The following is a 21,388-nucleotide window of genomic DNA, read 5'->3' on the forward strand; positions in this document are numbered from 1 at the left end:
AACGGCAATCCAGCCGGGATGGGGCGAATCAGCAGCATCGGCCGCCGCCCTTGCCACCATAACGGGCCTGTTGCCGGTCGCGGAAGAAGGCGACCTCATCCATCGGTGCCGCATCGGGATGATGCGTGGCCATGTGCTGGCGATAGGCGGTATAGGACGGCATGCCGACCATCGATCGGGCCGTCTCCGCGATCAGCGCCAACAGCGTCATGCCGCCACCGCCGGCGTTTCGCTGACGCTGGGCATCGACAGCCGGCGTGCGTGCAGGCAGGCGCGGATGCCGTAGACCAGGATCGCCGTCACCACCGCCAGGAACAGCGCGCACAGGGCGGCGTCGATCCGGTCGTTCATCACCACCCGCGCCATCTGGTCGAGCGATTTGGCCGGCGCGAGTACCCGTCCCTCCGCCAGGGCGTCGCCGAACTTGCGGGCATGCGCCAGGAACCCGATCGCCGGATCGGGGTGGAACAGCTTCTGGAAACCGGCGGTGCCGGTGCAGGCGACCAGCCACGCGGCGGGCAGGGCGGTGACCCAGGCGTAACGCTCGCGCTTCATGCGGAACAGCACCACCGTCGACAGCACCAGCGCGACCGCCGCGAGCATCTGGTTGGAAATGCCGAACAGCGGCCACAGCGTGTTCACCCCGCCCAGCGGATCGGTGACGCCCTGATAGAGGAAGAATCCCCACGCCCCCACGCACAGGAAGGTGGCGATCAGCCCCGGCGCCCACGCGTCGCTGTCGCGGAAGCGGGGGGACACCAGACCCATCAGATCCTGCAGCATGAATCGTCCGGCACGGGTGCCGGCATCGACCGCGGTCAGGATGAACAGCGCCTCGAACAGGATGGCGAAGTGATACCAGAACGCCTTCATCGCCGGCCCGCCGACGACGTGGCTGAAGATTTCCGCCATCGCCACCGCCAGCGTCGGTGCGCCGCCGGTGCGGCTGATGACGGTATGTTCGCCCACGTCGCGCGCGGTCTGTGCCAGCATCGCCGCGTCGATCGGGAAGCCCATCGCCGTCACCGCTGCCGCCGCGCTGGCGGGATCGGTGCCGACGATCGCCGCCGGGCTGTTCATCGCGAAATACAGGCCGGGGTCGAGGATCGACGCGCCGACCAGCGCCATGATCGCGACGAAGCTTTCCGCCAGCATCGCGCCATAGCCGATCAGCGGGGCATCGCCCTCGCTCGCGATCAGCTTGGGGGTGGTACCGCTGGCGATCAGCGCGTGGAAGCCGGACACCGCACCGCAGGCGATGGTGATGAACAGGAACGGGAACAGCGTGCCCGACCAGACCGGCCCGCCGCCATGGATGAACGGCGTCAGCGCCGGCATCTTCAGCGGCGGTGCCATGATCGCGATACCCAGCGCCAGCGCGACGATCGCGCCGATCTTGAGGAAGGTGGACAGGTAATCGCGCGGCGCCAGCAACAGCCATACCGGCAGCAGCGCGGCGACCGCGCCATAGCCGATCAGCGCGAAGCACAGTTGCACCGGCGTCAGCGTGAAGAACGGCGCCCATGACGAGGCGGCGACCTGACCGCCGAGGATGATCGCCGCGAACAGCCCGATCAGGCCGATGACCGACACCTCGCCGATCCGGCCCGGCCGCAGCCAGCGGGTGTAACAGCCCATCAGCAGCGCGAGCGGGATGGTGGCGGTGACGGTGAACAGCCCCCACGGGCTTTCCGCCAGCGCGCGGACCACGATCAGCGCCAGCACCGCGAGGATGATGACCATGATGGCGAAGGCCCCGACCAGCGCGATCGTGCCGGGCACCGCGCCCATCTCCATCCGGACAAGTTCGCCCAGCGACCGACCGTCGCGCCGCATCGAGATGAACAGGACGAGGAAATCCTGCACCGCCCCGGCCAGCACGACACCCGCCAATATCCACAAGGTACCCGGCAGATAGCCCATCTGCGCCGCCAGCACCGGCCCGACCAGCGGCCCCGCGCCGGCGATCGCCGCGAAATGGTGGCCGAACAGCACGCGCCGGTCGGTGGCGACGTAATCGAGGCCGTCGGCCCGGAGCACCGCCGGGGTCGGCCGCGACGGATCGATCCCCAACACGCGGGTCGCGATGAACTTCGCATAGAAGCGATAGGCGATGATGTAGGTGCAGACCGCCGCGGTGACGATCCACAGGGCGTTGATGTTCTCGCCCCGGCTGGTCGCCACCACCGCCAGCGCCCCCGCGCCGAGTATGGCGACCGCGCCCCAGCCGAGCTTGTCGCGCACCGTCATGCCTGTCGTCATTCCGCCCCCTATGGTCGTTGGGAGCGGTGTATCAGCCCCGGCGTGCCACCGCCAGCGAGACCGCCCAGATCGCGAGACCGCCCAGCGCCAGCCCGGCCCCGACCAGCCCGGTCGATCCCAGCCCGAACCCGGCGGCGATCGCCAGGCCACCCGCCATCGGCCCGATCGCATTGGCGACGTTGAACGCGGAATGGTTGAGCGCGGCGGCCAGTGCCTGCGCATCGCCCGCGACATCCATCAACCGGGTCTGGAGGATGGTGCCGAGCGCGCCGCCGATGCCGATCGCCAGCACGTCGATCAGCACCAGCGCCGGGCTGTGCGCGGCGAGCGGATATAGCGCCAGCGCCACCGCCGACCACAGCAACAGCGCCCCCGCGGTCGGCATCAGCGCCCGGTCCGCGAAGCGTGGCACGATCAGATTGCCCAGCGTCATGCCGATGCCGAACACCATGAACACGATCGAGGCGAAGCCGGGGCCAACCCGCGTCACCTCGTTCAGGGTCGAGGCGAGATAGGTGTAGACCGCGAATAGCCCGCCGAACCCGATCGCCCCGGTGCCCAGCGTCAGCCACACCTGCGACCGGCGCAGGGCGTTCAGTTCGCGCAAGGGGTCGGCGGTCGGATTGGCGGGATCGCGTGGCGCGAAATGCGCGACCAGCGCGGCGGTGGCCAGCGCCAGGATCGCGACGGCGCCCAGCGCCCAGCGCCAGCTGGCGAACTGCCCGACCAGGCTGGCGACGGGCACGCCGACGACGGTCGCGATCGTCAGCCCCAGCATGATCCGCCCCACCGCACGCGTCCGTCGCTCCGGCGGCACCAGCGAGGCGGCGACCAGCGAGGCGATGCCGAAATAGGCGCCGTGCGGCAGTCCGCTCAGGAACCGGGCGACCAGCATCGCGTGGTAGGACGGCACGATCGCAGAGGCGGCATTGCCGATCGCGAACATCGTCATCAGCACGATCAGCAACGTCCGCCGCGACATCCGTGCCGACGCCACCGCGATCGTCGGCGCGCCGACGACGACGCCCAGCGCATAGGCGCTGATGACGTGTCCTGCCGTCGGCTCGTCGATGCCGAGATCCGCGGCCATCGCCGGCAACAGGCTCATCGTTGCGAATTCGGTGGTGCCGATCGCGAACCCGCCGACGGCGAGCGCGAGGTGAACGATGCCGGGTCGCACGGTGGCGGCGCCCGGTCGCAGCGGTGCGGCGATGCTGGTCATCGCCGCCACGTCGTGCGCCGCAAGACCTACGTCAACCGCACTGACCGTTATCGCGGATGCAGACGGTGCAACCATGGTGGCTGAAGGCCCCTCCCATGATCGGGAGGGGCGGCGACATCACAACTCGTTGCTGTAGTTCTTCAGTTCGTCCCCGGTCAGCCGCACCACGTGCAGGACGTTGGTCGATCCCGGCGTGCGGAAGGGGACGCCTGCCATCAGGATCACCTGATCGCCTGCCTTGGCGATGCCGTGGCGCAGCGCCATCCGCTTCGACTTGGCGACCATCTCCTCGAACGATTCGACGTCGCGGGTATGGACCGCGTGCGTACCCCAGAGCAGGCCGAGCCGCCGCGCCGTCTCCAGCCGTGGCGTCAGGACCAGGATCGGCACCGCTGGCCGCTCGCGCGCGACGCGCCGCGCGGTCGAGCCGCTGGTGGTGAAGCAGATGATCGCCGTCGCCGATGTGGTGCGCGCGATGCCCTTGGCGGCTTCCGCCATGGCATCGGCAGTGGTGGGGTCGGGCTTCATCACCGTGAAGTGCACGCGGTCGCCGTGACCCGGATCGCGTTCCACCGCGTTGCCGATCGCGTTCATCATCGCGACCGATTCGGTCGGCCAATCGCCCGCCGCGCTTTCGGCCGACAGCATGATCGCATCCGCGCCGTCATAGATCGCGGTCGCGACGTCGGACACCTCAGCGCGGGTCGGCGACGGGCTCTTGATCATCGATTCGAGCATCTGCGTGGCGACCACCACCGGCCGGCCCATGCGGCGCGACACCTCGACGATGCGCTTCTGGAGCGGCGGCACCTGCTCCGGCGGCATTTCCACACCCAGATCGCCCCGCGCCACCATCACGCCGTCGCATTGCTCGACGATCTCCTCCAGCCGCTCGATCGCGGCGGGCTTTTCGATCTTGGCGAGCAGCGCGGCGTTGCCCTTGATGAGGCCGCGTGCCTCCATCAGATCTTCCGGGCGCTGGACGAACGACAAGGCGATCCAGTCGACCCCCTGTTCGACCGCGAAGGTCAGGTCGCTGCGATCCTTTTCGGTCAGCGCCGCCATCGGCACGACCACGTCGGGCACGTTCAGGCCCTTGTTGTTCGACAGCGTGCCGCCGACCGTCACCGTCGTGACGATCCGGTCGGCATCGTGGCTGGTGACGTGCAGCACCAGCTTGCCGTCGTCGAGCAGCAGCCGGGCGCCCGGTTCGATCGCCGCGAAGATTTCCCGATGGGGCAGTTCGACGCGGGTGATGTCGCCCGGCGTCGGATCGCGATCGAAGACGAAGGTCTGGCCCTTCACCAGTTCGATTCGCCCTTCGACGAAGCGACCGACACGCAGCTTCGGCCCCTGCAGGTCGGCGAGGATCGTGGTCGGGCGGCCATAGCGTTCCTCCATCGCGCGGATCGCGCGGATGATCGGCACCTTCGACTGCTGGTCGCCATGGCTCATGTTGATCCGGAACGCATCCGCCCCCGCCTCGAACAGGGCAGCGATCATGGCGGGATCGGAACTGGCAGGGCCAAGGGTGGCGAGCACACGCACCTTGCGCGATCGGGGGGCGATAGCTTGGTTCATGCGATTCATCTTTCCGGCGGGATATCGTTTTGTCCTGTAACCCCTATTTGACGACGATCAACCGTGGAGCATGTAAATGGATTCTCTTGACCGGCTCGATGATGCCGCCGCCGCCGCTGCTTTCCGCCGGCTGGTGCGGCATTTGCGGCACCGCACCGATGCGCAGAATGTCGACCTGATGGGGCTGGCGGGGTTCTGCCGCAACTGCCTGTCGGACTGGACGCAGGAAGCAGCCGGCCTCGATCGCGATACCGCCCGCGAGACGATCTACGGTATGCCCTATGCCGAATGGAAGGATCGCCATCAGGCCGAGGCGACGCCGGAGCAACTGGCGCGCATGAAGGACAGCGTCGCCCGCAACGCGGCTTGACCGGCCTCCCGGTTCGGGCAACCCTGCTGTCCAAACCGGGGGAACAAGATCATGAACAGGATGCTGGCGGCCGTGCTGGCCGCATCGCTGACGGGCACCGCGATGGCGCAGGATGTGCCGCCCGGATCGGGGCGGGTGACATTCATCCAGGCCGGCACTTTGCTCGATCGCCCCGGCGAGCGACCACGCGGCCCCAGTACGGTGATCGTGCGTGGCGGCAAGATCGCGGAGATCCGCGACGGATTCGTCGCACCGGAAGCGGGCGCAGCGCTGGTCGATCTCCGCGACCGGTTCGTGTTGCCGGGGCTGATCGACATGCATGTCCATCTGCTCGGCATCGGCGGTGATCCGGTGCGATCGCGGATGACCGCGCTCAACACCGAACCCGCCGACGACGTGCTCTATGGCGTGGGGAATGCGCGTGCCACGCTGATGGCGGGCTTCACCACCGTCCGCGATCTGGGTGGCGACCCGCGCGGCATCCGCGCGTTGCGCGATGCGATCGACCGGGGCGATGTGACCGGACCGACGATCGTCAACGCCGGCACCGCGATCTCGGTGACGGGCGGTCATGGCGATCCGACCAACGGCCTGGCCGAACCGTTCGCCCATGCCGTCGCCGAACTGTACGACAATACCTGCAACGGCCCCGACGACTGCCGTCGCGCGACGCGTCGCCAGATCGGGCTGGGCGCACAGGTGGTGAAGATCACCGCGACCGGCGGCGTCCTGTCGAACGTGTCGGGCGGCCTCGGACGGGCTTTCACGCCACAGGAAATGCTGGCGATCGTCGAAACCGCGCACGACCTCGGCCGCAAGGTCGCCGCGCACAGCCATGCTGCCGACGGCACGAAGGCGGCGCTGGTCGCGGGGGTCGATTCGATCGAACATGGCAGCTTCCTCGACGACGAGGCGGTGGCGCTGCTGAAGAAGACCGGCGCCTATCTGGTCCCGACCGAGATCGCGCCCGTCGCCGCGCTGGCCCAGGCGCGGGCCGGACAATTGCCGCCCGCCACCATTCCCAAGGCGGAGGCCGCCGCCGCGGCGATGGTGACCAGCCACCGCAAGGCCTATCAGGCCGGTGTGAAGTTCGCGTTCGGCACCGACAGCGGCGTGTCGAAACACGGCATCAATGCGCAGGAGTTCGCGCTGCTGGTGGACAAGGTCGGCATGACCCCGGCGCAGGCGATCCGCACCGCCACCGTCGCGGCGGCCGATCTGCTGGGCCAGTCCGACCGGATCGGCACGCTGGCACCGGGCAAGGCGGCAGACCTGATCGCGGTCGCCGGATCGCCGCTCGACGACGTACGCCGACTGGAGGCGGTGGAGTTCGTGATGCATGGCGGCACCATCGTGCGCCAGCGCGGTGCCGCCCCCATTGAGTGAGGCGGGCGAACCGCCTAGACGCGCCGTCATACCGATGAATCAACCCTGCCGCCCCCGCGCTTCGCGGGCCGCGCGGCGCATCATATGGATATGACGATGGCTGAAGAACGCGGCGAAGGCATGGGCGGCGGACACGTTGCCGCCGACGAACTGCGGCTCCTGATCGAGCGTGCGGAACGACTGGAAGAAGAAAAGAAGGGCATCGCCGACGACATCAAGGACGTGATGGCCGAGGCCAAGGGCCGCGGCTACGACCCCAAGGCGATCCGCAAGATCCTGTCGATCCGCAAGAAGAAGAAGGAAGAATATCAGGAGGAGGAGGCGATCCTCGAAGTCTATATGCAGGCGCTCGGCATGATCTGATTTTGCAGGGCGCGTCCGGTTGGCCCTGCGCGACCCGTTTGATCTCCTTGGGGGGCAGGAAGGGATCGACGTTCGATCCTGCTCCCGTGCCCTCTGGGGCCGATTGGAAAGGCGCCGCCAGTGAAGGCGAGGCGACGCTCGTGCGCTGCCTCGCCTTCATCCGATCCGTTCGTTTACGCCAGCGTGCGGACGTTCGGCTCGCGGTCCCAATAACGCTTCTTGGCGGCCTCGACGAAGCCGGCCAGATCGGTCACGCCCTCGTCCGCCTCGACGCCGGCCTTGTCGAGCAGCGGCTTGGCAGCGGGATTATGGCCGATCGCCTTCAGGTGCCCGAACGCGTCCATCACCCACTGGACCGCCGCACCCTCCTTGACCAGCTTGGCACAGGCCGCCTCCGACAGGATCACCGCACAGGCATCGACCGTGACGGATGGCTGGCCGAACAACTGCGCATTCGCCTGTACCGACGACCCGTCCGACAGCGGAACCTTGCCGACCTTGGGCGCGATCGTCAGCGGTGTGCCACCGGCGGCCTTCACCGCCTCCGTCACCGACTTCAACGCGCCGGCATCGGTACCATCGGCGAACAGGATGCCGACCGTGCGACCTTCCAGCGTATGCTTTTCCAGCGGCCCGCGAATGATGCGGAGCGCGGGCGATACGTCCATGTCCAGCACCGGCGCCGCCGTATTCGACGCAGGCGGCAGGTCCATCGCCAGACCGTCCGCCACGCGCTGTGCCAGCGTCTCGTCGACGTTGCGCAGATTCGCCATCACCGCATTGCGAATGTGCGGCAGCGACACTTTCGACAGTTCGAACACCAGCGCGGAGGCGAGATGCGCCTGCTCGGCCGGGTCGATCGACCGGAAGAACAACCGCGCCTGGCTGTAATGGTCCGCGAAGCTCTCCGGCCGGATGCGGAGCTTCTGGCCCTGTTCCTCGGACGGGAAGGTCTTGTAACCCTTCTCCGGATCCTCGCGCGCGCCGGCTTCCTCACCTGCCTGCGCCAGGCTGTTGGGCTCGTAATTGGCGCGGCCCTTGGGCACCGCCATCTGCATGTGCCCGTCGCGCTGCTGGTTCATGAACGGACAACCGGCGGCGGCAGCCCGACCCTTCGCCGAGTTGATCGGCAACTGGTGGAAATTGACCGAACCGAGCCGCGACAACTGCGTATCAGTGTAGCTGAACAGCCGGCCCTGCAGCAGCGGATCGTTGGAGAAGCCGATACCTGGCACGACATGGCTGGGCACGAAGGCCGCCTGCTCGGTTTCTGCGAAGAAATTGTCGGGATAGCGATCCAGCACCATCCGGCCGACGATCTTCACCGGCAACACTTCTTCCGGAATGATCTTGGTCGCGTCGAGCACGTCATAGGGCTGGATGTTCGCGAATTCCTCGTCGAACAGCTGCACGCCCAGTTCCCAGGTCGGGAAGTCACCGCGATCGATGCTCTCGAACAGGTTCCGCCGCTGGAAATCGGGATCGGCACCGGCGATCTTCACCGTCTCGTCCCAGATCGTCGAGGCCAGACCCGCCTTCGGCTTCCAGTGGAACTTCACGAAGGTCGACTTGCCCTCCTTGTTGATGAACCGGAAGGTGTGGACGCCGAACCCCTCCATATTGGCGAAGGTGCGCGGCAACGTGCGGTCGGACATCGCCCACATGATCATGTGGGTCGATTCGGGCATCAGGCTGATGAAGTCCCAGAAGGTGTCGTGCGCGGTTGCCGCCTGCGGATAGCCGCGATCCGCCTCCATCTTGGCGGCGTGGATCAGGTCGGGGAACTTGATCGCGTCCTGGATGAAGAACACCGGGATGTTGTTTCCGACAAGGTCCCAATTGCCTTCGCGGGTGTAGAACTTGACCGCGAAGCCACGCACGTCGCGCGGCGTATCGACCGATCCCGCGCCACCCGCGACGGTGGAGAAGCGGGTGAACACTTCGGTGCGCTGCCCCTTCTTCTGGAACATGTCGGCGACGGTGATGTCGGCAAGGCTTTCGGTGCATTCGAAATAGCCGTGCGCCGCAGAGCCGCGGGCATGGACGATGCGTTCCGGGATACGCTCGTGATCGAAGTGATTCATCTTCTCGCGGAAGACTTCGTCCTCGATCAACACGGGGCCACGTGCGCCCGCCTTTAACTGGTTCTGGTTGTCGCTGATCGGCGTGCCGTGGTTGGTGGTCAGCACGGGGTGGTCGGCATCGGTCACCTGATGCGTTTCACCGCCATTGCCGGGATTGCGGGCGAGCGTATCGGTCATGGAAAGCCTTTGGTCATGATATCCATGGGATAACGACCAGCTCGGGCCGATAGGTCCGTGCGAACCGCTCGCAGCAGAGGCGGCGGTTCAGGCCGCCTCGGCCGGCTCCGTCGTCCAGCCCAGCCGCGGAATGGTGATCGATCGTTTGCCGGACAGATCGGTGCGCGTCACGAACAACTCGCGGCTTTCGATATAGCCGATCAGGCGACGGACGCGGCCCAGCGAGCTGGTGCCATAGGTGTGCGCCAGTTCGGTATCGGACGGGCAGGGCCGTGCCTCCTTCGCCGCCCGCGCCACCAGCAGGAACGCACCCATCATATCGTCGGGCAGCGTACCGGCCAGCGCCAGCGCCTCCGCCCATTCCTCGTCATGCACGTCGAAGATGCCCGCCCGCGCGCAACTGAGTCGCCGGGTGAAGCCGGGCAGGTCGAGTGCGGGCTTTGCAAGGCCCGCCATCCGGCACCTTACCTGGAAATCCTGGAACAGCACAGATGGCGGGCGCAGCGCCGCATCGGCATCCGCGACGATCGCGCGCAGCGTATCGGCATAGATCGCCTCCACCTCCGCCTCGTTCTTCTGCGGGGCCGGCGCGAGCGGGGCGGGGGCGGGGCGGCCGATATCGGCGACCAGTTCGTCGGCGGGGACCAGCCGGGGCCGGGCCTCGAACGTCATCGGCAGCATCGGCGCCTCGACCACCGGTTCGGCCAGCATGTCGGCGAGGTCGTATGCCTTCGCCGCCGGCAACGGCGTCAGCTTGGGGCTGCCCGACCGCGCCGAGGTTTCGACCGCACCGATCCTGACCGAGATCGGCCGTCGCGACACCGCCGGCCCCAGCGCCATGAAGGTGCCGCGCGGCAGATCGCGAATCGCCTCCGCCTGCCGCCGTTCCATGCCGAGCAGATCGGCGGCGCGGGCCATGTCGATGTCGAGGAAGGTGCGGCCCATCAGGAAGTTCGACGCCTCCGCCGCGACGTTCTTCGCCAGCTTGGCCAGCCGCTGCGTCGCGATCACGCCGGCAAGGCCACGCTTGCGCCCGCGGCACATCAGGTTGGTCATCGCCGACAGCGAGGCGCGACGCACCTCCTCTGCCACCTCGCCGCCGGTGGTGGGGGCGAACAGCTGCGCCTCGTCCACCACCACCAGCGCGGGGTACCAGTGTTCGCGCGGCGCATCGAACAGCGCCATCAGGAACGCGGCGGCGCAGCGCATCTGCCCCTCCGCCTCCAGCCCTTCGAGGCTGAGGACGACGGAGGCGCGGTGTTCGCGGATGCGGGTGGCGAATCGGGCGACCTCGGGGATCGAATAATCCGCCGCCTCGATCACGACATGGCCGTAGGCCGGGCCGAGCGTGACGAAATCACCCTCCGGATCGACGATCACCTGTTGCACCTGCCCGGCCGATTTCTCCAGCAGGCGGCGCAGCAGATGCGACTTTCCCGACCCCGAATTGCCCTGCACCAGCAGGCGGGTCGCGAGCAGTTCCTCCAGGTCCATACCGACCGCGCCGCCGCGGTCGTCCAACCCCATATCCACGCTGACTGTCATGATCGCGCCCGTTTGGCCCAAGGGCGGCATTGGCGAAAGCCCCTATCGGGCGCTAAGGGCGGTGTAACCATTCCAAGAGGCACCGATGGCAGGCCATTCCAAGTTCAAGAACATCATGCACCGCAAGGGTGCGCAGGATAAGAAGCGCAGCTCGCTGTTCTCCAAGCTGTCGCGAGAGATCACGGTGGCCGCGAAGATGGGGTTGCCCGATCCCGATATGAACCCGCGCCTGCGCGCGGCGGTGGCGGCGGCCAAGGCGGCGTCGCTGCCCAAGGACAATATCCAGCGCTCGATCGACAAGGCCAGCCGCGGCGATGCCGAGAATTACGAGGAAATCCGGTACGAGGGTTTCGGCCCCGGCGGCGTGTCGCTCATCATCGAGGCGCTGACCGACAACCGCAACCGCACCGCCACCAACGTGCGGACGGCGGTGGCGAAGAACGGCGGCAACCTGGGCGCCAGCGGTTCGGTCAGCCATGCGTTCGATCGCATGGGCCTCATCAGCTACCCGGCCAGTGCCGGCGATGCCGAGAAGGTATTCGAAGCAGCGCTGGAAGCGGGGGCTGAGGACGTGTCTTCGTCCGAGGACGGCCATGAAATCTGGACCGCGCAGGGCGATCTGCACGAAGTCGCCAAGGCGCTGGAGCCGGTGCTGGGCGAAGCGGAGGGCGCGAAGCTGGCCTGGCGCCCGCAGACGATGGTCGATGTGAACGAGGACGAAGCCGCGACGCTGTTCAAGCTGATCGACGTGCTCGACGACGACGACGACGTGCAGACCGTCTGGGGCAATTACGAGGTGTCCGACGAAGTCATGGAGAAACTGGGCTGATTATCCTCGGCCTCGATCCCGGTCTCGGCACCACCGGCTGGGGCGTCATCCGGGCGGACGGCAACCGGTTGAGCCATGTCGCCAACGGCCAGATCAGGACCGAGCCGTCGATGCCGCTGCCGCGTCGCCTGTCCAACCTGTTCGCGGCGCTGGGCGAGGTGATCCGCACCGAACGGCCGGACAGCGCGGCGGTGGAAGAGGTGCTGGGCAACACCAATGCGCAGTCGACGCTGAAGTTGGGGCAGGCGCGCGGCGTCGTGCTGCTGGCCGGGGCGACGGCGGGGCTGCACATCGGCGAATACCATCCCAGCACGGTGAAGAAGGCGGTGGTCGGCACCGGCGGCGCGGAGAAAAGGCAGATTCAGGCGATGATGGCGGTGCTGTTACCCGGCGCGAAGCTGGCCGGGCCCGATGCGGCGGATGCGCTGGCGGTGGCGATCACCCACGCGCATCATCTGGCGAGCGCCGAGGGCATGGCCCGCCGTGCGAGAATCACCGCATGATCGCGCATCTGAAGGGGCGGCTCGATTCGACCGGCATCGACCACGCGGTGATCGATGTCGGCGGTGTCGGCTATCTGGTCGGCGCGTCGGCGCGCACCCTGTCGGCGATCGGGCCGGTGGGGGAGGCGGCGACGCTGTTCACCGAGATGCTGGTGGGGGAGGATTTCATCCGCCTCGTCGGCTTCGCCAGCGCCAGCGAACGGGACTGGTTCCGGCTGCTCACCGCGGTGCAGGGGGTGGGGTCGCGGGTGGCACTGGCGATCCTGTCGGCACTGGAGCCGAACGACCTTGCCCGCGCGATCGCATCGCAGGACAAGGCGATGGTCGCGCGCGCCAACGGCGTCGGCCCCAAGCTGGCCGAACGCATCGTGCGTGAGTTGAAGGACAAGGTCGGTGCGGTGCCGCTCGGCCCCGGTGCCACCGCGCAGGTGTTGCCGGTCGGCGCATCGGCGGATGCGGTGTCGGCGCTGCTCAATCTCGGCTTCCGCCCGGCCGAGGCCGCTGCGGCGGTCGCGGCGGCGGAGGAGGAACTGGGCGACGCCGCCAGCCTCGACGCCCTCGTCCGGCTGGCCCTGCGCAAGGCGTCACGCTAGCGTCATGCCCGCATGGGAGGGCTTGGGGGCATGACGACGATCGCGGTGTACAGCCTGAAGGGCGGGGTGGGGAAGACGACGCTGGCGGTGAACCTCGCCTGGGCGGCGGCGACGCTGTCGTCGCGGCGGACGTTGCTGTGGGATCTGGATGCGCAGGCGGCGTCGAGCTGGCTGCTTGGCGCCGATGGCCCCGGCAAATGGCCGGCGAGCGCGGCGATCACGGGCGATGTCGATCCCGCCACGCTGATCCGCGCGACCGCGGTGGAGCGATTGTCCTTGCTGCCCGCCGATGCCTCGCTGCGTCACCTCGACCGGCTGTTCCACGATCTCGACAAGAAGAAGCGGCTTGCCAAGCTCGCCACCGCGCTGGCGTCGGATTACGACCGGATCGTCGTCGATTGTCCGCCTGGGCTGACCGATACATCCGATCAGGTGCTGCGCGCCGCCGATCTGGTGGTGGTGCCGGTGATTCCCGCGCCGCTCTCCACCCGCGCCTTCGATGCGGTGGCGGCGCATGTGTCGGCCCGCAAGGGCACGGGCACGCCGTTGCTGCCCGTCTTCACGATGGTCGACCGCCGCCGCGCGTTGCATCGCGCCGCGCTGGAGGCACAACCCGACTGGCCGGTGATCCCGATGGCCAGTGCGATCGAATCGATGACGGAACGTCGTGCCCCGGTCGGTACCTACGCCCCGCGCACGCCGGCGGCGGCGGCGATCGGGGCGTTGTGGCGGGCGGTGGAGAAGGCGGTGGCGCGGCAGGGCTGATCGTTGGACGAACGTACGATCAGGCGTCTGCGATCGGGGGCAGGGCATGACCCTCCAGCTTAAAACCCATAGGTATGTCATCCTCGGTCGTTCCATCGGGTAGCCGTACCCGACCGGCCAGCCGCCCCTCCCTGACGAAGCCGAGGCGTTCGTACAGCCGCAGGGCACCGGCATTGCCCGACCGTGCCGTCAGTTCTACCCGCGCAATGGCCGGGGTCATCAATGCCGCCGTGTCAAACAAGGCGGCGAACAGGACCGACCCCACGCCCTGTCCCTGCATCTGCGGATGAACGGCGATGGTAAGATCGCCCAGCACATGATCGAACTGGCGTGGCCCAGGGCGCGCGGCGTGGATTTCGCCGACAAGACGATCGTCCCGGAAGGCACCAAGCGACACGCCGCCGCGGCAGGCGCGTTCCATGAAACTCCTAACATGGGTCATCGTGATCTCGTCGGCAGCGCGAGCCAGACCCGACCCCCTGATCGATGCCGCCGCCCGGTACAGGTCGAGGACGATCGATGCGTGTGCGGGAGTGAGGGGGTGAATGCGGCATCCGGTCATGGGGTCCTTTTGGCACAACGACCGGGTTCGGCAATGCGACGCGGTCGATATTCGTGGCGCGGCCCACTCCGATCCAATGCACTGCCTTTATCGGCTCTCGACTTGTCCGCCCCCGACCCGCTACGGAACGAAGCGTGACCGACGACCGCCTGCTGACCGCCGCCCGCCGCCCCGAGGATGTCGATGCCGCGCTGCGTCCCAAGACGCTCGACGATTTCGTCGGGCAGAAGGCGGCGCGCGAGAATCTGCGCATCTTCATCCAGGCGGCGCGCGCGAGGGGCGATGCGCTGGACCATGTGCTGTTCTTCGGACCGCCCGGTTTGGGCAAGACCACGCTGGCGCAGATCATCGCGCGGGAAATGGGTGTGGGGTTCCGCGCCACTTCCGGTCCGGTCATCGCCAAATCGGGCGATCTGGCCGCGCTGCTGACCAATCTGGAGGACGGCGACGTCCTGTTCATCGACGAAATCCACCGCCTGCAACCGGCGGTCGAGGAAGTGTTGTACCCCGCGATGGAGGATCGCGCGCTCGACCTGATGATCGGCGAGGGACCATCGGCGCGCAGCGTGCGGATCGACTTGCCGCGCTTCACGCTGGTCGGCGCGACGACGCGGCAGGGTCTGTTGACGACGCCGCTCCGTGATCGCTTCGGCATCCCGGTCCGGCTGCAATTCTATACGGTCGAGGAACTGACCCGCGTCGTGACGCGGGCCGCCGGCCTGCTCGGCCTTGCGATCGCGCCCGATGGCGCGACCGAGGTGGCGCGGCGTGCGCGGGGGACGCCGCGGATCGCCGGGCGGCTGTTGCGCCGGGTACGCGACTTCGCCGACGTGGCGGGCGATGCCGTGGTCGACGCCCGCAGCGCGGATTCCGCCCTGACCCGGCTGGAGGTCGATGCGCTGGGGCTCGATGCGATGGACCGCCGCTACCTGACGATGATCGCCGACATCTATCGCGGTGGACCGGTCGGGGTGGAGACGCTGGCCGCCGGCCTGTCCGAACCGCGCGACACGATCGAGGAAGTGATCGAGCCGTATCTGATCCAGCTGGGCCTCGTCGCACGAACGGCGCGGGGCCGTATCCTCAACGCCGGCGGCTGGAAGCATCTGGGACTAAATCCGCCCGCCGGATCGGAGGCGGGATTGTTCGATTGACGCCACCGATTGGCGAGTTGGCGAAAACGGTTTTATTATAGACCCGATCCTGTCCAATTATACTGGATCATCGCGGCCAAAGCGGTCGGGATGCGCCCTAAAAGGCTTTTCATGATACGATTGGCGTCGTCGGCCCGGTCGTGATCGAAAGGGCTTTAGAGCGATGAACAACGAAATCCCGTCCCGCCTGGCATTCATGAATTTCGATTCCGGGCAGCGCGGTGTCCTGGCGGGCCTTCGTGAACCGATCGAGCGGCTGATCGGCGGGGCGCTGGACCGGTTCTATGGCAAGGTGCGCGCGACGCCGGAAACCGCGAAGTTCTTCCGCGACGATGCCCAGATGACGAATGCCAAATCGGCGCAGGCACGGCATTGGTCGCGGATCGCCAGCGGCGAATTCGATGGCCAGTTTCATGAAAGCACGCGCAGGATCGGTTCGGTCCATGCCCGTATCGGGTTGGAGCCGCGCTGGTACATCGGCGCCTATGCCCTGGTGCTGGAGGAACTGCTTCTGGGCATCGGCCGGCATTATTCGCCGTGGCGGCGTGCCATGGGGCTGTTTCGCGGGCCATCGCAGGCGGAGGCGAGCGTCGCGGTGCTGAAGGCGGCGTTGCTCGATATGGAATTGTCAGTGTCGATCTATTTCGAGCAGTCGCAGGTCGATCGCGACCGTGCCGTCACCACCATGGAACAGGCACTGGAGCGGCTGGCCGGCGGCGATCTGGCGACCGACGTGACGGGTTTGCCGCCCGCCTTCACCTCGTTGCAGGCCAGCTACAATCACGCCCTGGCGCGGCTGCGTGACCTGATCGGGTCGGTATCGGAAAGCGCGACCGCGATCCGCACCGGCTCGGGCGAGATCGCGCAGGCGTCCGAAGACCTGGCGCGGCGGACCGAGAGCAATGCCGCCTCGCTGGAGGAGACCGCCGCGTCGGTCACGCAGATGGACGGCCGCCTGCGTGCCTCGGCGGTGGCGGCGACGCGGACGGTGGAGCGCGCCGATCAGGCGATTGCCACGGTCGGTGGCGGCCGTGCGGTGGCGGACGAGGCGGTACAGGCGATGGGCCGGGTGTCGGACAGCGCCAAGGGCATCGACTCGGTGATCGAGGGTCTCGACAAGATCGCGTTCCAGACGCGGGTGCTGGCGATGAACGCCGCAGTCGAAGCCGGCCGGGCGGGGGATGCCGGGCGTGGCTTCGCGGTTGTCGCCGATCTGGTGTCGGCGCTGGCGATGCGCGCCGAAGAGGAAGCCAAGCGGGCCCGCGACCAGTTGACGGTGACACAGACCGATATCGTCACCGCCGTTGAGGCCGTCACCAAGGTCGACGGCGCACTCGCCAATATCTCGGGCGACGTGACGCAGGTCCACGAACTGCTGGCGACGATGGCGGCCGACAATCAGGCGCAGTCGGCCGCGATCACCCAGATTTCGGCGGCGATCGGGATGATGGACCAATCGACCCAGCAGAACGCCGCGATGGTGGAACAGACCTCCGCCGCCGCGCGCAACCTCGTCGGCGAGGTCGGGCATCTCGCCGATCAGGCCAGCCGCTTCTCGTTGCAGGCCGGCAGCAACCGGCCATCGCTGGCGGCCCAGTTCGAGGGGCCGGTGCGGCCGCTGCCCGCCGCTGCGGTGCCGGCACTGGTGCGTCAGCCGGCCGGGACCGGGGGCGACCGGACGTCTTTCTGACCCGCCGCTCACCCGCCCCGATCGATCGGGGCGGGAAGTGTCGACGGCAGCTACCGTGGCGTGACGAAATGGGCTAGCGTGGCGCCATGCCCGCTACGGCCGCCGCCTCCGCCCGTGAAATCCTCGTCCGCCTTCACGATGTGATGGCGGCCCGTACCCCCGCCCAGGCCAAGCTGAATGCCGTCGTCGGCATCATCGGCGAAGCGACCGACAGCGAGGTATGTTCGATCTACCTGCTGCGCGAAGGCGTGCTGGAACTGTTCGCGACACGCGGACTGGCCGAAGAGGCGGTCCACGTCACCAAGCTGGCGCTGGGTGAAGGGCTGGTCGGCATGATCGCCGCGCAGGGCGAGGTGCTGAACCTCGACGAGGCGGCCAGCCACCCCGATTTCCGCTACATGCCCGAAACCGGCGAGGAACGGTTTCACAGCTTCGCGGGCGTGCCGATCATCCGCCGCGAGCGGGTGGTGGGCGTGCTGGCGGTGCAACATGCCGAACAGCGCCGCTATGCCGATATCGAGATCGAGGCGCTGCAGACGGTCGCGATGGTGCTGTCCGAACTGATCGCCAATGCCGGGCTGATCGACGAGGCGGGGGCAGGACGCGACCGTATCCAGTCGACCGCCTCGATCCATATTCCGGGGCAGAAGCTGGTCGAGGGGATGGCATCGGGCTGTGCCGTGTTCCACCAGCCGCGTATCGTCGTCGAACATACCGTGGCCGAGGATACCGATGCGGAGCGGCACCGCGTCTATGCCGCGTTCGACAAGATGCGCGAACAGATCGACCGCATAGCGCGCGAGGCGGAATTCGGCGTCGGCGGCGAGCATCTGGAGGTGATCGAGACCTACAAGATGTTCGCCTATGACGAGGGTTGGGCGCGCCGGATCAACGAGGCGATCGACAGCGGCCTGACCGCGGAGGCCGCGATCGAACGCGTGCAGCAGCGCACCCGCCAGCGGATGCGCCAGATCGACGATCCGCTGCTCGCCGACCGGATGCACGATCTGGAGGATCTGTCCAACCGGCTGCTCCGCATCGTATCCGGCCAGATGGGCACCGCCGCGCAACTGGGCCTGCGACAGGACACGATCCTGATCGCGCGCAATCTGGGCCCGGCGGAGCTGCTGGAATATGATCGCCGCCGGTTGAAGGGCGTGATCCTGGAAGAGGGATCGCTGACCGCGCACGTCATCATCGTCGCGCGGGCGATGGGGGTGCCGGTGCTGGGCCGGGTGCGCGGCGTCCGCCGGCTGATCGCGGAAGGTGACCTGCTGCTGCTCGACGTGACCGGCGGCAACGTCTTCGTCCGCCCGTCGCCGGCGATGGAGGAGGCGTTCGGCGCCAAGCTGGATGTCCGGCAGAAGCGGAAGGCGGCCTTTGCGGCGATCCGCGATCTGCCGCCGGAAACGAAGGATGGCCACCGTGTCACGCTGATGGTGAATGCCGGGCTGCGCGACGATGTCGCCGCGCTCGACCTGACCGGCGCGGACGGCATCGGGCTGTTCCGCACCGAATTCCAGTTCCTCGTCTCCGCCACGCTGCCACAGCGCGAACGCCAGCAGCGTCTGTACCGCGAGGTGATGGAGGCGGCAGGGGAGCGGCCGGTGGTGTTCCGCACCGTCGATATCGGCGGTGACAAGGCGCTGCCCTACCTGACCGTCGAATCGGAAGGGGAAGAAAATCCGGCGATGGGCTGGCGCGCGTTGCGGCTGGCGCTGGAACGCAGCGGCCTGATGAAGGCGCAGGCGCGCGCGCTGCTGGAGGCTGCCGCCGGGCGCACGCTGCATGTGATGTTCCCGATGGTGTCGGAAGCATGGGAGTTCGACGAGGCGCGTGCCCTGTTCGAGGCGCAACGGGCGTGGCTGGCCGGGCGCGGCAAGCGCGTGGCGCAGGAGGTGCGCTATGGCGCGATGCTGGAGGTGCCGGCCCTGGCCGAACAGCTCGACCTGCTGCTGCCCAACATCGATTTCCTGTCGATCGGCACCAACGACCTGACCCAGTTCCTGTTCGCCGCCGATCGCGGCAACCCCAAGCTGGCCGACCGGTACGACTGGCTGTCGTCGTCCATCCTCCGCTTTCTGCGGCGGGTGGTGGCGCCGGCGCGCGCGGCGAACGTGCGGGTCGGGGTGTGCGGCGAAATGGGCGGGCGGCCGCTGGAGGCGATGGCGCTGATCGGCATCGGCATCGACCGGTTGTCGATCACCCCCGCCGCGGTCGGGCCGGTCAAGGCGATGATCCGCTCGCTCGACCGCCCGGCGCTGATGGCCTACATGACCGACCTGCTGGCGCATCCGCCGCGTGACATGCGCGGTGCGTTGACGGCATGGGCGGCGGAACACGATATCGATCTGGCGTAGCCGGAGGACGACCGGGCGCACCGCCGCGTTGACAGCGCGGGGGCGCTCTGAAACATGACAATCGCGTGGCCGGCGGTGCCGGTACGTAGCGGAGTGACTGCATGAACGATGTCGAGCCCGGCGACACGCCCGCGACCGAACGGGTCGGCGACCGTCTGCGCCGGGCGCGTGAGGCGCAAAATCTGTCCCTGGCCGAGATCGGACAGCGGACGCGCATCCCGCTCCGCCATCTGGAGGCGATCGAGGCGACCGACTTCGCCGCGCTGCCTTCGCCGACCTATGCGGTCGGGTTCGCGCGTGCGCATGCCCGCGCGGTCGGGATCGACGATGTCGAGGTGGCGCAGGACGTGCGTCGGGCGCTCGCCACGTTGCCGCGCGCACCCCAATATGCGCCCTACGAAACCGCCGATCCCGATCGGGTGCCGGGTCGCGGGCTGGCCGCGGTGGGCATCGGGCTGGCGCTCGCCATCCTGATCCTGGCGGGACTATGGTATGCGACCGACCTGTTCCGGCCGGGGCCGGGCAGCAGCGAGGGTACGATGGTCGCCGCCCCCGTCGCCGTGCCCACCGCACCGTTGCCCGCCCCGGTGGTGACGCCGTCGGTGCAGCAGGTGCGGTTGGCGGCGGGCGATAACGAGGTGTGGCTGCGCGTGTACGACGCTGCCGACAAGACGCTGTATCTCGGCACGATGAAGCCGGGCGAAGGGTTCGACGTGCCACCGGATGCCGATGGTCCGAGGATCAACGTCGGCCGGCCCGATCAGTTACGGATCACGCTGAACGGCACCGCACTGCCCCCGCTGGGCGATGGATCGCGCCCGATCAAGGACGTGAAGGTGGATGCCGCGTCGCTGGCGGCGCGATCGGGCGGGGCGGCGGCTCCGGTCGCTGCGGCCACACCCGCGCCCGGTAACCCCGCGGGTGCGGGCACACCGGGCAATCCGGCACCTTCCCAGCCGCTGACGGACGATCGTTGATGACCATGCGTACCCCCTTCCTGATTGCCGCCACGGCGTTGCTGGCCCTCCCCACGATGGCCGGCGCGCAGGCCAATGTCGAAGGCCGGGTCGGTCGCCTCGAAAGCGAGATGCGCGCGGTGCAGCGCAAGGTGTTCCCCGGCGGCAACGGTCAGCTGCTCCAGCCCGAAGTGACCGCGCCGGTGGTCCCGACTGAAGTACCCGGCAGCCCGTCGTCCAGCGTGGTGATCGATCTGTCCGCGCGGGTCACCGCGCTGGAGCAGCAGATGGCCAGCCTGACCGGGCAGGGGGAACAGAACGGCTATCAGTTGCGCCAGTTGCGGGAGGAATTCGAGGCCTATCGACGGGCGACCGATGCCAGACTGGTCGCACCCCCCGCCACGGGGCCGGCGCCCGCCCCCGCCATGGGTGGCGATGACGAGCCGGCACCGATCGCGGCGACGCCGCCGTCGAAGCCGCTGACGGGGGCCCGCCCCACACCTGCCGCGAAACCTGCCGTCGAACCCGACCGCGCGGCCCGTGTCGCCGCCGTGGCGAAGCCGACCGGGGGCGAGCCGGTGGAGGACGCCTATCTTTACGGCTATCGCCTGTGGGAGGCGAAGCTGTATCCCGAAGCGCAGGCCCAGTTGAAGAAGACCGTCACCGATTTCCCCAAGAGCCGCCGCGCCAGCTTCGCCCAGAACCTGCTCGGTCGTGCCTATCTGGACGATGGCAAACCCAGCCTCGCGTCGATGGCTTTCTACGAGAACTACAAGAAGATGCCCGATGGCGAGCGCGCGCCTGACAGCCTGCTCTATCTGGGACAGGCGCTGGTCAAGCTCGACAAGCCGGCGGATGCCTGCAAGGTCTATGACGAACTGAGCGACGTCTATGCCGGCAAGCTGTCGGCGACGATGCTGGCCGACATCAAGCGCGGCCGGGCGACGGCGAAATGCAAGTGAGCCGCGGATAACCATTCGCTCCAG

The 21,388-nt window shown here is 68.0% G+C and carries 19 protein-coding genes; 12 read left to right on the forward strand and 7 right to left on the reverse strand.

The features are described 5' to 3' along the window. Positions 1 to 28: 28 nt before the first annotated feature. The 4 genes from IFT82_RS06300 to pyk all read right to left on the reverse strand — a co-directional run bounded on the left by IFT82_RS06300 (position 29) and on the right by pyk (position 5,065). Positions 29 to 211: a YbdD/YjiX family protein gene (locus IFT82_RS06300; protein WP_192125466.1), complete on the reverse strand. Its 183-nt coding sequence runs from the start codon at positions 209 to 211 to the stop codon at positions 29 to 31. After that, positions 208 to 2,262 carry a carbon starvation CstA family protein gene (locus tag IFT82_RS06305; RefSeq protein ID WP_274602217.1) on the reverse strand — a complete coding sequence of 685 codons (2,055 nt, stop codon included), beginning with the start codon at positions 2,260 to 2,262 and terminating at the stop codon, positions 208 to 210. Before IFT82_RS06305 ends, IFT82_RS06300 begins: the two co-directional genes overlap by 4 nt. 31 nt (positions 2,263 to 2,293) lie before the next feature. Continuing rightward, complete coding sequence (locus tag IFT82_RS06310; RefSeq protein ID WP_192125467.1) at positions 2,294 to 3,484, reverse strand: MFS transporter; 1,191 nt, start codon at positions 3,482 to 3,484, stop codon at positions 2,294 to 2,296. Between the two features lie 117 nt (positions 3,485 to 3,601). Continuing rightward, a complete protein-coding gene (pyk, locus tag IFT82_RS06315; protein WP_192125468.1) occupies positions 3,602 to 5,065 on the reverse strand; it encodes a pyruvate kinase in 1,464 nt (487 codons plus the stop codon). Positions 5,066 to 5,141: 76 nt separating this feature from the next. Here pyk and IFT82_RS06320 point away from each other — a divergent pair, with 76 nt between their 5' ends. The 3 genes from IFT82_RS06320 (at position 5,142) to IFT82_RS06330 (ending at position 7,184) form a co-directional block, all read left to right on the forward strand. Further along, positions 5,142 to 5,435, forward strand: a complete 294-nt coding sequence (locus tag IFT82_RS06320; protein WP_192125469.1) for a DUF1244 domain-containing protein — start codon at positions 5,142 to 5,144, stop codon at positions 5,433 to 5,435. Positions 5,436 to 5,486: 51 nt separating this feature from the next. Beyond that, positions 5,487 to 6,821, forward strand: a complete 1,335-nt coding sequence (locus tag IFT82_RS06325; protein ID WP_192125470.1) for a metal-dependent hydrolase family protein — start codon at positions 5,487 to 5,489, stop codon at positions 6,819 to 6,821. Positions 6,822 to 6,917: 96 nt separating this feature from the next. Continuing rightward, entirely contained in the window at positions 6,918 to 7,184 is a 267-nt protein-coding gene (locus tag IFT82_RS06330; RefSeq protein ID WP_115378452.1) for a DUF2312 domain-containing protein, read from the forward strand. Between the two features lie 173 nt (positions 7,185 to 7,357). On the opposite strand, the gene IFT82_RS06335 is transcribed toward IFT82_RS06330, so the two are convergent. Beyond that, positions 7,358 to 9,445: a catalase gene (locus IFT82_RS06335; RefSeq protein ID WP_192125471.1), complete on the reverse strand. Its 2,088-nt coding sequence runs from the start codon at positions 9,443 to 9,445 to the stop codon at positions 7,358 to 7,360. 87 nt (positions 9,446 to 9,532) lie between these two features. Beyond that, positions 9,533 to 10,990: an ATP-binding protein gene (locus IFT82_RS06340; RefSeq protein ID WP_192125472.1), complete on the reverse strand. Its 1,458-nt coding sequence runs from the start codon at positions 10,988 to 10,990 to the stop codon at positions 9,533 to 9,535. 85 nt (positions 10,991 to 11,075) lie between these two features. On the opposite strand from IFT82_RS06340, the gene IFT82_RS06345 reads away from it, so the two are divergent. From IFT82_RS06345 to IFT82_RS06360, 4 genes are read left to right on the forward strand one after another with little or no spacing between them, the layout of a single operon-like run. Further along, on the forward strand, positions 11,076 to 11,819 hold the full coding sequence (locus IFT82_RS06345; RefSeq protein ID WP_192125473.1) for a YebC/PmpR family DNA-binding transcriptional regulator: 744 nt from the start codon (positions 11,076 to 11,078) through the stop codon (positions 11,817 to 11,819). After that, positions 11,816 to 12,322: a crossover junction endodeoxyribonuclease RuvC gene (gene ruvC, locus IFT82_RS06350; protein ID WP_192125520.1), complete on the forward strand. Its 507-nt coding sequence runs from the start codon at positions 11,816 to 11,818 to the stop codon at positions 12,320 to 12,322. Before IFT82_RS06345 ends, ruvC begins: the two co-directional genes overlap by 4 nt. Further along, positions 12,319 to 12,915: a Holliday junction branch migration protein RuvA gene (ruvA, locus tag IFT82_RS06355; protein WP_192125474.1), complete on the forward strand. Its 597-nt coding sequence runs from the start codon at positions 12,319 to 12,321 to the stop codon at positions 12,913 to 12,915. The genes ruvC and ruvA overlap by 4 nt, the downstream gene beginning before the upstream one ends. Positions 12,916 to 12,945: 30 nt before the next feature. Next, complete coding sequence (locus IFT82_RS06360) at positions 12,946 to 13,680, forward strand: ParA family protein (RefSeq protein ID WP_192125475.1); 735 nt, start codon at positions 12,946 to 12,948, stop codon at positions 13,678 to 13,680. Between the two features lie 19 nt (positions 13,681 to 13,699). On the opposite strand, the gene IFT82_RS06365 is transcribed toward IFT82_RS06360, so the two are convergent. Then, a complete protein-coding gene (locus IFT82_RS06365; protein ID WP_192125476.1) occupies positions 13,700 to 14,242 on the reverse strand; it encodes a GNAT family N-acetyltransferase in 543 nt (180 codons plus the stop codon). 134 nt (positions 14,243 to 14,376) lie between these two features. On the opposite strand from IFT82_RS06365, the gene ruvB reads away from it, so the two are divergent. The 5 genes from ruvB (at position 14,377) to IFT82_RS06390 (ending at position 21,364) form a co-directional block, all read left to right on the forward strand. Continuing rightward, positions 14,377 to 15,396 (forward strand): Holliday junction branch migration DNA helicase RuvB, encoded by a 1,020-nt coding sequence (ruvB, locus tag IFT82_RS06370; RefSeq protein WP_192125477.1) that lies wholly within the window; start codon positions 14,377 to 14,379, stop codon positions 15,394 to 15,396. A 196-nt stretch (positions 15,397 to 15,592) separates the two neighbouring features. Beyond that, positions 15,593 to 17,086 carry a globin-coupled sensor protein gene (locus tag IFT82_RS06375; RefSeq protein ID WP_244646541.1) on the forward strand — a complete coding sequence of 498 codons (1,494 nt, stop codon included), beginning with the start codon at positions 15,593 to 15,595 and terminating at the stop codon, positions 17,084 to 17,086. Positions 17,087 to 17,172: 86 nt separating this feature from the next. Next, positions 17,173 to 19,446: a phosphoenolpyruvate--protein phosphotransferase gene (gene ptsP / locus IFT82_RS06380; protein WP_192125479.1), complete on the forward strand. Its 2,274-nt coding sequence runs from the start codon at positions 17,173 to 17,175 to the stop codon at positions 19,444 to 19,446. Positions 19,447 to 19,547: 101 nt separating this feature from the next. Beyond that, entirely contained in the window at positions 19,548 to 20,423 is an 876-nt protein-coding gene (locus IFT82_RS06385; RefSeq protein WP_192125480.1) for a helix-turn-helix domain-containing protein, read from the forward strand. Positions 20,424 to 20,428: 5 nt separating this feature from the next. Next, positions 20,429 to 21,364, forward strand: coding sequence for a hypothetical protein (locus IFT82_RS06390; protein WP_192125521.1), 936 nt, complete (start codon positions 20,429 to 20,431; stop codon positions 21,362 to 21,364). The last annotated feature ends 24 nt before the right edge of the window (positions 21,365 to 21,388 follow it).

The organism is Sphingomonas sp. CFBP 8760, from assembly GCF_014841615.1.
Taxonomy (GTDB): domain Bacteria; phylum Pseudomonadota; class Alphaproteobacteria; order Sphingomonadales; family Sphingomonadaceae; genus Sphingomonas.

Excerpts from the sequence above, each read along its gene's own strand:
- IFT82_RS06365 (WP_192125476.1), bottom strand. The coding sequence starts at position 14,242 with ATGACCGGATGCCGCATTCACCCCCTCACTCCCGCACACGCATCGATC.
- IFT82_RS06360 (WP_192125475.1), top strand. The coding sequence starts at position 12,946 with ATGACGACGATCGCGGTGTACAGCCTGAAGGGCGGGGTGGGGAAGACG.
- IFT82_RS06330 (WP_115378452.1), top strand. The coding sequence starts at position 6,918 with ATGGCTGAAGAACGCGGCGAAGGCATGGGCGGCGGACACGTTGCCGCC.
- IFT82_RS06300 (WP_192125466.1), bottom strand. The coding sequence starts at position 211 with ATGACGCTGTTGGCGCTGATCGCGGAGACGGCCCGATCGATGGTCGGC.
- IFT82_RS06335 (WP_192125471.1), bottom strand. The coding sequence starts at position 9,445 with ATGACCGATACGCTCGCCCGCAATCCCGGCAATGGCGGTGAAACGCAT.
- IFT82_RS06325 (WP_192125470.1), top strand. The coding sequence starts at position 5,487 with ATGAACAGGATGCTGGCGGCCGTGCTGGCCGCATCGCTGACGGGCACC.
- ptsP (WP_192125479.1), top strand. The coding sequence starts at position 17,173 with ATGCCCGCTACGGCCGCCGCCTCCGCCCGTGAAATCCTCGTCCGCCTT.
- pyk (WP_192125468.1), bottom strand. The coding sequence starts at position 5,065 with ATGAACCAAGCTATCGCCCCCCGATCGCGCAAGGTGCGTGTGCTCGCC.
- IFT82_RS06340 (WP_192125472.1), bottom strand. The coding sequence starts at position 10,990 with ATGACAGTCAGCGTGGATATGGGGTTGGACGACCGCGGCGGCGCGGTC.
- IFT82_RS06320 (WP_192125469.1), top strand. The coding sequence starts at position 5,142 with ATGGATTCTCTTGACCGGCTCGATGATGCCGCCGCCGCCGCTGCTTTC.
- IFT82_RS06310 (WP_192125467.1), bottom strand. The coding sequence starts at position 3,484 with ATGACCAGCATCGCCGCACCGCTGCGACCGGGCGCCGCCACCGTGCGA.
- IFT82_RS06375 (WP_244646541.1), top strand. The coding sequence starts at position 15,593 with ATGAATTTCGATTCCGGGCAGCGCGGTGTCCTGGCGGGCCTTCGTGAA.
- IFT82_RS06345 (WP_192125473.1), top strand. The coding sequence starts at position 11,076 with ATGGCAGGCCATTCCAAGTTCAAGAACATCATGCACCGCAAGGGTGCG.
- IFT82_RS06390 (WP_192125521.1), top strand. The coding sequence starts at position 20,429 with ATGCGTACCCCCTTCCTGATTGCCGCCACGGCGTTGCTGGCCCTCCCC.
- IFT82_RS06305 (WP_274602217.1), bottom strand. The coding sequence starts at position 2,262 with ATGACGACAGGCATGACGGTGCGCGACAAGCTCGGCTGGGGCGCGGTC.
- IFT82_RS06385 (WP_192125480.1), top strand. The coding sequence starts at position 19,548 with ATGAACGATGTCGAGCCCGGCGACACGCCCGCGACCGAACGGGTCGGC.
- ruvA (WP_192125474.1), top strand. The coding sequence starts at position 12,319 with ATGATCGCGCATCTGAAGGGGCGGCTCGATTCGACCGGCATCGACCAC.